10 protein-coding genes are annotated in these 11597 nt (G+C 33.1%); 4 read left to right on the top strand and 6 right to left on the bottom strand.

Annotated features, from left to right (window positions below; all coding sequences use genetic code 11):
• On the top strand, positions 1-460 hold a 460-nt coding region (locus tag F6K13_RS04380), incomplete at its 5' end, for a hypothetical protein (protein WP_287286900.1).
• A gap of 401 nt (positions 461-861) precedes the next feature.
• Here F6K13_RS04380 and F6K13_RS04375 read toward each other — a convergent pair.
• Positions 862-1965: a DUF6745 domain-containing protein gene (locus tag F6K13_RS04375; protein WP_287286899.1), complete on the bottom strand. Its 1104-nt coding sequence runs from the start codon at positions 1963-1965 to the stop codon at positions 862-864.
• Positions 1966-2403: 438 nt separating this feature from the next.
• Between F6K13_RS04375 and F6K13_RS04370 the strand changes: the two genes are divergently transcribed.
• The 3 genes from F6K13_RS04370 (at position 2404) to F6K13_RS04360 (ending at position 4696) form a co-directional block, all read left to right on the top strand.
• On the top strand, positions 2404-3906 hold the full coding sequence (locus F6K13_RS04370; protein ID WP_124146011.1) for a DASH family cryptochrome: 1503 nt from the start codon (positions 2404-2406) through the stop codon (positions 3904-3906).
• A gap of 124 nt (positions 3907-4030) precedes the next feature.
• Positions 4031-4234, top strand: a complete 204-nt coding sequence (locus F6K13_RS04365; RefSeq protein WP_124146010.1) for a hypothetical protein — start codon at positions 4031-4033, stop codon at positions 4232-4234.
• A gap of 6 nt (positions 4235-4240) precedes the next feature.
• The gene (locus F6K13_RS04360) at positions 4241-4696 is read left to right on the top strand and encodes a hypothetical protein (protein WP_287240079.1); all 456 of its coding nucleotides are present in this window, start codon (positions 4241-4243) and stop codon (positions 4694-4696) included.
• Between the two features lie 234 nt (positions 4697-4930).
• Here the strand turns inward: F6K13_RS04360 and F6K13_RS04355 are convergent, their stop codons facing one another.
• From F6K13_RS04355 to hpsE, 5 genes are all read right to left on the bottom strand, one after another.
• The gene (locus F6K13_RS04355) at positions 4931-5683 is read right to left on the bottom strand and encodes a class I SAM-dependent methyltransferase (protein WP_124155279.1); all 753 of its coding nucleotides are present in this window, start codon (positions 5681-5683) and stop codon (positions 4931-4933) included.
• Between the two features lie 31 nt (positions 5684-5714).
• Positions 5715-6914, bottom strand: a complete 1200-nt coding sequence (locus F6K13_RS04350) for a hypothetical protein (protein WP_124146007.1) — start codon at positions 6912-6914, stop codon at positions 5715-5717.
• A gap of 16 nt (positions 6915-6930) precedes the next feature.
• On the bottom strand, positions 6931-8727 hold the full coding sequence (locus F6K13_RS04345; protein WP_124146006.1) for an asparagine synthase-related protein: 1797 nt from the start codon (positions 8725-8727) through the stop codon (positions 6931-6933).
• A gap of 253 nt (positions 8728-8980) precedes the next feature.
• Positions 8981-10045: a polysaccharide pyruvyl transferase family protein gene (locus F6K13_RS04340; RefSeq protein ID WP_124146005.1), complete on the bottom strand. Its 1065-nt coding sequence runs from the start codon at positions 10043-10045 to the stop codon at positions 8981-8983.
• Positions 10046-10064: 19 nt separating this feature from the next.
• A complete protein-coding gene (gene hpsE / locus F6K13_RS04335) occupies positions 10065-11027 on the bottom strand; it encodes a hormogonium polysaccharide biosynthesis glycosyltransferase HpsE (RefSeq protein ID WP_124146004.1) in 963 nt (320 codons plus the stop codon).
• Positions 11028-11597 lie beyond the last annotated feature (570 nt).

Raw genomic sequence — 11597 nt, 5'->3', positions numbered from 1 at the left:
TGCTTTAGAAATTTACGATAAAAAAAGGCAATACATTTCTATTATATTATCTGTAATAGTTGTTTTGATGTTCAATATTGACACAGTAAACATTATCGATAATTTATCAAAAAGCGAAATTACCTCAACCCTAAGTAATAAAATAACGGAAGTAATAGTCTCAAATTCTGAATCAAATTCATGTTCGCAGGTCAATGACGAGACCAAATTTCAAACTTGTATTCAAGAACAATTCGCTACGACTTTTATGGCCTTGGATGGAATTGATAATTTGCCAATTGGATGGAATTTTTCAGAACCACTAAAAGAACAGTTTACACCCTTTAATTTTCCTCATATTATTAAAGCCATTACAGGATGGATTATAAGTATTATTGCAATTTCTCAAGGAGCGCCTTTTTGGTTTGGAATTCTGAATAATTTAATTGATTTTAAATCAAATAAATCAGCAAAAAATTAATGTAGTGTTAGCAACTTACCTCAGTGCAATTTTTATATCATGTGCCCCCTTCGGGGGAGCTACGCTTACGGTAAAACAGTTATAATAGGGCTTCGTAGTTTTGCTCTAGCCCTAATATCAAACCCCGTAGCATCGGTGTTATTCAGTGTTAAAGATAAGAGTTTATATTGTAGGGGAATGGCAATTTGCTAAGGCAACATCCAAAAGGCGATCGCTGCCACACAAAAAACAATTAAGTTTTTTGCCAAGACATTAACAGAATTATTACTGCGACAAAAATCTGCTTCCAACAGAGCAAAAAATGCTTGGAATTATATCTTAAAAAAACAGGCGTTGCATAATCTAGAGGAGAGTGGGGGGGGTGCTTTCAGGTCGCAGAGGATGTCAATTAGATGATATTGCTAAGTTTGTATATAAAATTCTTCTGGATAAATTCCCCAATTTACCCAACTAATAGCTTCTTTCGCCGAGTTTATATCAGGAGGTACCCTTAAAGTATGAATATTTCCCGTGCTTGGACAAATCATTTTTAAGATTAATATTGGCTCAATATCGGCATCATCATCTATTCTTAAGAGAGTATATTCTTGCCATGTATCTATTTCTAAAGTTTGTAAATCTTGGCAAATTTTCTCATAACCAATTTCCTGAATTAATACTCGTCTGAGTTCAGCATTTTTTGTAGATAAAAGCCATTTTGCCTCCCATTTTTGAGGAGAGAATATTCCATATTCTTCTGGTAGTCTCACACCATGATTAGCATATAAACTATAACCATCAGCAAATTCAATAGCTGGTGTGCCTTCCGCCTGGGGGCGATATTCATCATCCAAGAATAACTTTCTAGGGCGATCGCAAATAATACACAGATGTCTCAAAGGATATATCCAACCACAGTTTCTGACAATAGACTCTAATACTTGCCAGTCGTCTGAATTATAATCACAATTAATCACAGAAATACAAAAATCTATCCAAGCAACATAACTACTCCATAATTCTGTAGGAATAGGATAACTCCACAAACACAACAATTTAATTGAAATATCAGAAACTATTTCTTGCCATTTTTCTTCTATTTGAGAGTAAAGAATATGACTCCAAAGATCCTCTGGTTTTAATGACTCTTCTGTTAATGAACTGTTAGTATCTTCCCGAATTTTGCTATCTATTTCTTCACATAATTTATCGGTAATTTGCAACTTTAGTTGTTCTCTCAAAAGTTGCCATCTATCTCCGAAAATGTGACGATGACCATAGTCATCTTTGCTTTCCCATCGTTGCCAAATGACACTAAGTAGAGTGTCAAAAGCTGCATAGGGGCTTTCACAAAAAACAATCTCTGGATTTGGGTCGCCCATTAAATTGTAGGCTAACTGAATCGCTTTAGTAGCTTTTTGACGATTAATAGGTTGGGTAGAATGTGCTATTGTATGCCACTTTTTTCGATAAACTGGAATGAGAGTTTCTTGGTCAGGTGTCAGTTTAGTAATCAGTTTTTTCATCTTTTAGGGAACAGGGAACAGGGAACAGGGAACAGAGAAGAAAAAAACATATTATATGAATATAATAATTGCTATATTCTATACTTTTAAGGAACAACTTCTAAGGAACATCTCAATTCTTACAACTCATTCGGTGATTGCTATAGCACTATAAGAATTAGTTAGGATATTTTTCATTTTTTAGGGAACAGGGAATAGGGAACAGGGAACAGAGAAGAAGAAAAAAACATATTATATGAATATAATAATTGCTATATTCTATACTTTAAGAATTAGTTAGGATATTTTTCAATTTTTAGGGAACAGGGAACAGGGAACAGGGAACACAGAAGAAGAAAAAAACATATCATATGAATATAATAATTGCTATATTCTATACTTTAAGAATTAGTTAGGATATTTTTCAATATTCCCTAGCGCGTAGCGCTATAAAAGCTTATGAACCAAGACAGAATTATATTATGGTATCGTAACGACCTACGCATCCATGACCATGAACCCCTCGATCAAGCAATAAAAACTCAGGCTCAAATTATTCCTATTTATTGCTTCGATCCAAGACAATTTGGTAAGACTAATTTTGGCTTTCCTAAAACAGGTGCATTTAGGGCAAAATTTTTAATTGAAAGTATTGCTGACTTGCGTAATACTCTACAAAAACTAGGTAGTAATTTAATAATTAGTCAACAAAAACCAGAAATAGCAATTCCTCAACTTGCTCAAGAATTAAAAGTTAAATCTGTATTTTTTCATCGAGAAGTTACAGCAGAAGAAATTCAAGTAGAAATAGCACTTCACCAAGCATTAAAACAAATTGGGGTTAAGTTTCAATCATTTTGGGGTCATACACTTTACCATCCTGATGATTTACCTTTTGAAATTAAGCAATTACCAGAAGTATTTACCAGTTTTCGGAAAGAAATAGAAAAAAAATCTACTATAAATCCTACATTTTCAACTCCTAAAAAATTACCATTTTTGCCAGAAGTTGAACTGGGAGAGTTACCTACCTTATCCAAACTCAATCTAGAATTACCACCACAAGATTCACGAGCAGTTTTAGTGTTTAGAGGCGGAGAAACTGCTGGAAAAGAAAGAGTAAAAAATTACTTTTGGCAGCAAGATTGTCTAAAAGTTTATAAAGAAACAAGAAATGGAATGCTAGGGGCAAATTATTCCTCTAAATTTTCTCCTTGGTTAGCTTTAGGATGTTTATCACCTCGTTATATTTATGAACAGGTACAAGAATATGAAGAGCGGAGGGTAAAAAATAATTCCACTTATTGGTTAATATTTGAATTATTATGGCGGGATTATTTCCGATTTATTTGTCAAAAACATGGGAATAAAGTATTTTATAAATCTGGTTTACAAGGAGTAGCTATTCCTTGGCAGGAAGATTGGGAAAAATTTAGAAAATGGCAAGAAGGTAAAACAGGATTTCCTTTAGTAGATGCTAATATGCGCGAACTTTTAATGACAGGTTTTATGTCAAATCGTGGTAGACAAAATGTTGCTAGTTTTCTGACTAAAAATTTAGGAATTAATTGGCAAATGGGTGCTGAATGGTTTGAGTCTTTATTGATAGATTATGATGTTTGTAGTAACTGGGGAAATTGGAATTATACTGCTGGAGTGGGAAATGATGCACGGGGGTTTCGTTATTTTAATATTCCTAAACAGGCAAAAGATTACGACCCCGAAGGAAAATATGTTAAACATTGGTTGCCAGAATTAGCAAGAGTACCTGCTCCTAAAATACATGAACCTGGGAAATTATCACCTGCTGAACAAGAGAAGTTTGGTGTAAAAATTGGTATTAATTATCCACAACCAATGATTGATTTGTGGCAGTCTGTTAAGGAGAATGAAAAAATTTATAATTCTGCATTAAAACCCTCAATAAGGAAGCAGAAATATTCAATGGCAGACAGGTATTGATAAATTTGCTCAAATATAGTAAGTAAGTTTTATTATTGTATTGTCTAACAAAATTTTTTGTTTCTCAAAGACTTGACTGTTAATATCAAATATTTCTATTCCTAAAGCAAATTATAATTTAGTAATGGCCAAAATACATATTTGGCAAGAAGAAACTAAAATAATCGATAATTTAGTTCATGTCAGTACCACTATAGAAATGTCAAATCAATCTCAAGTTAATCTTTGGTATCGTTTTTATCTTAAATATCAAGAAGATATAAACACTAACTGTGATTCTTTTGTGATTGCGACAATTTTATTAGCAATGAGTCAAGGTTGCGATTAATTATCCATGGTCAAGTTTCTCAATCTTTACTGGATAATTTTAGATGAATTTCAAGACGCATGGTGCTGCTATCCATTGCAAAAATATACAAAAATTATCATTTTCTTTGTGGGTTTAATACCCCACCGTCTACACGGTGTTCAAAATTACTTGGGGTTAGAATCCCCATGTAATTTTCCTCCTGTCTCCTGTCTCCTGTCTCCTGTCTCCTTCTTCAAGGTTCAAGCAGACACAGAAAAAGAATTAGAAAAGCCATTAGGTCAACCACAAGCTATTTCAGCATTTTCAGGTAATTTAGATAGTTTTTTTACTGCTTTTCGTCATAGTCAAGATGTTCATAGAAGAAAAAAACATAATTTATTAGCTGGTTTAATGATACATGGTTTAGATATTCCTATTTCACAAGAAGATTTATTTACTAGAGCGTTGAAAAAATCTACAATAATCGTTTCAACTATTTAGGGACAATATTCATATGATCATTCCCACAGTTTCTTGATGCACTACCCTTAGTCCCAATAGTGTTTTTTCTTCAACTTATAAATTACGCAATCGAGATGTTATTCAAAGTGATTTATCCTCGAATATAATTCAACTTCCTATTAATGCTGATTCTGATCAAGAATGGTTGACATAACAGATTTTTAATAATTAAATTTTTTACATTAAAAGTAGCGATAAATTAATAGTAAAAACCTAATTATCTTTAATAGATTTGAGAAAATGTAGTTCCCAATTCATATAACATTTATCATTTTCTAGATAATAGCCTAAATATGTTTCTATACCTTCGAGAATCTGGTTATAGTTTGCTTGATCAATACCAAAAAGTAACTGGCAGTAATCTACCATACTAGCTACTGAATCAAAACACCAATGATAACTAATAGAAGCATTATGTACCACTTGAAAATTAATGAATTCTAGTTCATCTTTTGTGTTTTCTGTTAAAAAATTACCTTGATGACCCATAGAATTATATTGATCGACAAAAATGTTTAAAAAGTTAGCAACTTTTGAATCTTTTAAAGCATCTGCAATACAAAATATTCCCTTTGTCTTTAATAAACGGTAAGCTTCTTTGTAAAAGTCAACTTTATGCTCGATATGATGCAATCCAGCCAAACTCATAATCCGATCAATACTATTTGAGTTAAGTGGAATATTACTGATATCTTCACAAACTACAATAGTATTGTTGACTGTATTGTGAGAATCTTTAATAAACTCATTCGATGTTTCTATAGAAATAATTTTCAGATTCTGTTGAATAAAATTACTAATATAGCATCCCCCTGAAGGCATATCACAAATAATCTGATTATCTTGTAAGTCAGACAATTTAATTATATTGTTAAATTCTGCTGCTCTGGCTAGAGGATACTTCAGCATTCCTTGATGGTATAAAGTACCTCGTTGATTAAATATATCTTTGTAATTTTTAAACATTTTACCCTCTCCTCAAAATTTTGTTATGCAATTATCTTTTATGTTTTAGATTATTATTTAACAAAAATTTTAATTGCCGTAACTTCTCTTTCCCCGAATCAGGAATCATTTTTTCTAAATTTATCAATATGCGGTTTTTGAGAACAGTTGCTTGCAAAACTTTGATCCAAAAACCAGAAATTTGATTAATTTTAATTAGTTTGAGAATGTGTTCCATTGAATCCAAAGATCCACCTCTAAGCTTAAGATTAGCAATTTGTTTGTTTGTAACATCTTTCGGAAAACAAGGTGGTAATTCATAACCTAAAGCTCGAAAATTTAAGATATTGCGAATACATTTTTCGCAACGTCCACAGTTACGATCTTTTTGTTCACCTTGCCAACAAACTCTTAAGTTTACTAAAGCTTCATCCCAATTATAAATCTCTTTTATTTTCTCTAAGCGACCAAATTTTCCCCCATCATAAATGATGGTAAAAGACTTACTTGATAGTAAAGGATCAGTGAGGGGATTTGAGCCATAAGGTAAAGTAATATCTCGGTAGGCATAAGAAGCAGGAATTAACCCTGTATTGTAACCTTTTTTAACTAAGTTTAAACAAGAGGCGATCGCTGTGCCAAAAACATCTTCCCAATTAAGTTTAATTACTTTGCGAAAATTAGTTGCTATGGGGATTAATTCCATGCCTAAACTTGATAACATAATTTGAGACTTTTGAGCAGCACGAGAAAAGATTTCTTCTTGCTCTACGGGAATATCAAAACCATGCACCATTAAACCAGCTTTCAGATTACGTTTTTGTCTACCACAATTTCCTCGACTATGGCGAAAGGCGGTAAAACAACTATCAACTCCTCCAGAAAAAGCACTAATTGCTTTCTCTGTTGCTAAAATTGTTTCTTGTTCTTTTTCAGTTTCAGCGTTAATTTGGATGATATTATATTGCTCTGGTTTCCAAGCAGACCAAATTATTTGGAATTCTTCTAAATTTCTCAGTAAAGAGGGAGAAACTTCTCCATGCACCATTAAATCTGTGCCTTGATTCATTGCTAGAAAAATGATAGCAATGACAAAAGGGTCACAGCTTGAAATTAAAATAGAACGATAATTTTTGGGGATGCGATACCAAAGTTGCTGTCGATTTTGTTGAGGATTTTCAATAGTTACGCTAATAGTCATCAAACCATTAGCTTCAACTATTTCTTCTTGCCAGAGATGAGTTTTAGACATTAAATTTACAGATGAATTACAGGTGATTTTTTGACCAAAGCAACAAACAAAATAAAACCATAAGTCCAGAAGCTTCTTGAATAGAATCTGACTTAAATTTTAACTTAACATCAGGAGCTGGCAATAATTTATTAAGAACATCCATATTAAATAAATATTCTACTTTAGAGCGACAAGGTTCTGCTTCTTTTCGTACTGCTTGCCATCCAAAATTGTTAATGTCAAAAATTCGATAGTAATAACGTCGGTCATAACCCAATTCAAGCTGTAACCTCCGCCATTTTTGTTGCAATTTGAACAATAAATTTAACTGCCGACGAATTGGGCGAGGTTTAAGAGGTTCCATATTCCAAGAATTATGATCTAATGGTAATTGTGCTAGTTGTGGAAATCTGGTACAGACTAATGCTTTTTGTGCCCGTCTTTTATTCATTGTTGAAGGGGGTAATACAACAGCAGTTTCTAATAGTTTTCTATCTAATATTGCTACTATCGGCCATGCCCCAAAGGAAATTTCCCAAGCCATTGTACCCATCACAAATCGATTACCATGATAAAGGCTAAAACACCATGCTTGTTGCCACTCTAAATCTGAGTATGCTTTGTAATTTTCTTGGAGAATAGTGATAGTATCTGAGACTAGATCGCCAAATATATCTTGATTAACTAATTTACTTAATACTTCTGGTGAAAGTCTCCCACAATTAGATTTGTTAAAGATTGATTGAAAAGAAACAGAAGAATTGCTCAAGCCACCAATAACTAGATCCATTGCAAAACCATTAACAATTGGGTATGGTGAAAATTTTAGGTAGGAATGAGCATCAGAAACCATTCCACTGATACCACCAAAACCTCCAGCTAGGTGTTCCCAATTGGCTACAAAGTTAGCATAAAAAGGATACTTATTCATAGGAGTTGAAACTACTCGATGTTCCCAATTTAGGTGACGAGCTACAGCAGTGGCGCATTCTAGTTCTATATCGCCCTGTTTTCCTAAGGTAAAGGCCACTGGATCAATGCCTTGACGGTGGAGAAATCCGGCTAACATCCGTGAGTCTAACCCTCCTGACAACAAAAAGTTATGTTTTTTGCTTGTGGATGCGTGGCGGGCGATCGCTTGGTCAATTGCTTCATCTAAAATGTCTAAATGTTCTGCAAATGAAAGATAGGAATAAGGAGTATTGTCACTAGAGCAAGGAAGGCGATATTGTTGCAATTCTTTACCCACAGTTTGAGGTTTCCATTGCAGTATATTTCCTGCACCTAAACGTTTAGCATTTGACCAAAGGGTTTGTTCGTTAACCATACCCCCAACCAGCAATAATCCTACTAAACCTTGTGGATTAAATTGAGGATTAAAGTTAGGATAATACCTAAAAAGTTCTGGACTTGAGCCAATCAGAATAACATTTTCATCGGTGTAATAATAAAGAGGAAAAAAACCTAATAAATCTCCTCCAACTATTAGTCCATGTTCGGGATTGTAAACTACAGCAGCATAAAAACCATCAAAGGTAGGAAAAGCATTATTAATCTTGCCAGGTTGCCATTTTTGTTGCAAAGATTCTGCATTAATCTGCTCGGTTGAATTGTGGGTTATGGCGTGTCCCCACACTACCGCAGCGCCATTATTATTAGTACAATGACTGATAGGAGCTTGAGAATTAGCCGCCCAAATACTGGCAAAATTTCCTGTCGTACAAGAGTTAGTTACTAATCCTGTGAAGGGTGGTAATAATGGCTTAACTTTGTTAATAAAATTTGTTCTGCGTTCTGGATCTGAATCGACAATAATTATTAGATTAGCCATAATTTATTGATTTTTTTCCTATTTTTATATTTAATTATATAACTAATTATATCTGAGCCGTTAAAAAGTGATTTTATTGATCACGAAAAAAATATCAAGTATGTAACAAAAACTAAAGTAGTTTATAAGCATTTTTCCTTCTACTTGACACCCTCTATTCCCTGCCTGACTCTAACTATAAATTTTAATGCCTACCTATTTATTGAACAACTGAGTTAGGAGAAAATTTTAATTAACTCATATTCTAATTAACTCATAATTCAGATATTGACTTACTAATTTTATCTAAGTCTTTGACAAATTTACAAAAGGAAATTTTCGATGTCCAGGTTTGATAAAATAATTCATTTTTATGATAAGCATTGGGCAAAAATATGTGAGGTTTATTGAGTAAAATACATAAAATATGACCGTGTAAACGATTGGTAATTATTAATTTATGGCGTTGCAATTGATAGATTGCACTATGAATAAAGTGCCACGACCGACTGTGTAAACTAGAGTATTGTAAATTCTGAAACTTGAGTGTATAGGGATGAGAAGCTAGCCATTGTTGCCTAGTAAACCATTCTTGGGGAGTAGCTAAACCTCTTTGCCATCCTTCTCTAAATAGAGTTGCTACCCATCTCAGCAACTTAGTTTTTTCAACTCCTAAAACCCATTTGTAAGAAACCCAATCTGCAATGACTAAATTAGATAATCCGAGCTGACTAGGAGCAAAAGTTTGATTCAATTCACGGTCATCTCGACATAGATACAGTATAGAATTGTTGTAATTTTGTTGTTGCTCTCTGTTCAGACTATTAACCATTTGAAAAGCCATATCAGGAGCCATAAAAATTTGGCATTTAGTAAAATATTCACTAGCTAGTTTATAACTTAGACTATCTCTAACAAAAATCGTTAGAGCAGGGTGACTATTAAAAATATTTGCTGTTTTTTTGAGATTTTCTAAGTTTTTAAAGTAAATACTTTGGGGAAAAATTATTATAGGGCGGTCTTGATATTGAGTAATAATTTTCTCTCGAAATCTTTGACATTCTCCCCACAAATCCCCTAAATTTCCACCACCATTAAGAAAGATAGGAGCTTGACCAATTTTTTCTTCCATTTCTCTAGCAGAAAAATTTTTCACACTGGCAGCATATCCAATTTTTGTGTGATTAACTTCAGTTAGATAAAGAACGGAACCTAACCAAATTAGATGGTCTCCTAAATTCAAATAATCAGGATAATCTAGTAAAGCACATTTTTCATATTTTTCTAGATTTGCTAGAGAATAATACAACTTTTCTTTGATATCTTCAGGGGTTGTCATAGTATTATCTAAAATTTATTTAAGTTTGTCTAAAATAGTCATATAGCTGTTTTCTGCACAGATAAAAAGGGCTGAATAAAGTACTCCATAAAAATTCTATCTCGCAAGCTAAACTAAGTTCTGTTTTACAATGTTTTCTGTGCTGTAAATAATACAATAAAATTTTCCTAAAATCATTAGCAATATAAATAGGCACAACCAAGGGTCTTTGCCAACTACTTATACGAATCATTCTGATATGATGTCTTGCTAAACCAACACCCCGTACTAGAGAAAGTAAATATTTTTTTTCTAAGCGATATGGAGGTATTTTATGTGTAATTACCATCTGAGGATTATGCCAAATTTCCCAACCGCCACGTTGGATATAGGATAAAGCTTCTAAATCTTCGCTGGCTAACATAGAGTTACCAGTTCTACCTGCGAGAAATAATTTTTTCGGAACACAGTCTAACCAAGCTTGACGAAGAACAACTAGTCCCGCTCCAGGAGGGAGAATTCGTTTTTCTGGTGGATAAATCAAAGCTTGTTTTCCACGGTCAATTACTGCTAAAAAACTCGCTATTTTATCAAAATCTTTTGGCAGTTCTTTTTGAAAAGCTCCCTCAATTTGACCACCAAATGCTCCTACTTGAGGATGACTTTCAGCAAATAAATAAGCTTTTTCTAACCAATCTTTTTGAGGAAAATTATCATCATCAATAAATCCTACTAATTTACCTCGTGCTTTTTCAATAGCAGTTTGTCGAGCAAAAGCTAATCCTTGTTTTGATTCAAAAGTGTATCTTAATTCAATTTTTCCTGCCCAAAGAGTTTGGTACTGACACACACATTCAGCAGTTTTATCTTGGCTATTATTATCAACAACCAAAACTTCCCAAGAAATATTGTGCTGATTTAATTGATGACTGAGTTTTTCTAGAACTTCACCTAAACGAGTTTCTCCATTATAAGTACATATAGCTATTGTAAATTGGAACATAAATGGGTTTTAGTTTACTAATTTACCGGAATTAAAGTCTTAAGTAATTAAGACTTTAATTCATTATTCTCCATAGTTCGATGTTAATCCGGAAAACATCCCATAATTTTTATTATGGCATACAGGCTGAAAATGCTATAAATTTCATCGATAAAAATGACAATATTTTGATTGATTGTTTGGAGTAAAATAGCATTTGTCAGTGATTTCTCAGTGTGGTGAAGTACATTGATTTCAGTACAACCAAGGATGGTAAATAATAGACTGTAGCTCAGTTGCTGGGGAAAGGATATACCAAATGTCGCGCATTTTTGCTACATATACTTGGTGAATAATAAACCTTTGTTCATAGCAGTAAATGACTTTACTCATCGCATTACTTTTTAGAAATGGTATAATACAAATCCTGTTAATTGCACATAGAATCCGGCTATATAATATCTGTTTATAATTTATTAAATTACTCCAATATTAGACATCTTTTCCACGGATAGGGAGTAGGGAATAGAGGGAAATAATTGATAATTTCTGTACGATAATTGATTTGATTTTTTATTATTGGAGATGTCT

This window comes from Okeania sp. SIO2B9 (genome assembly GCF_010672505.1).
GTDB lineage: Bacteria > Cyanobacteriota > Cyanobacteriia > Cyanobacteriales > Microcoleaceae > Okeania > Okeania hirsuta.
This window is presented reverse-complemented; position numbering and strand designations above follow the sequence as displayed.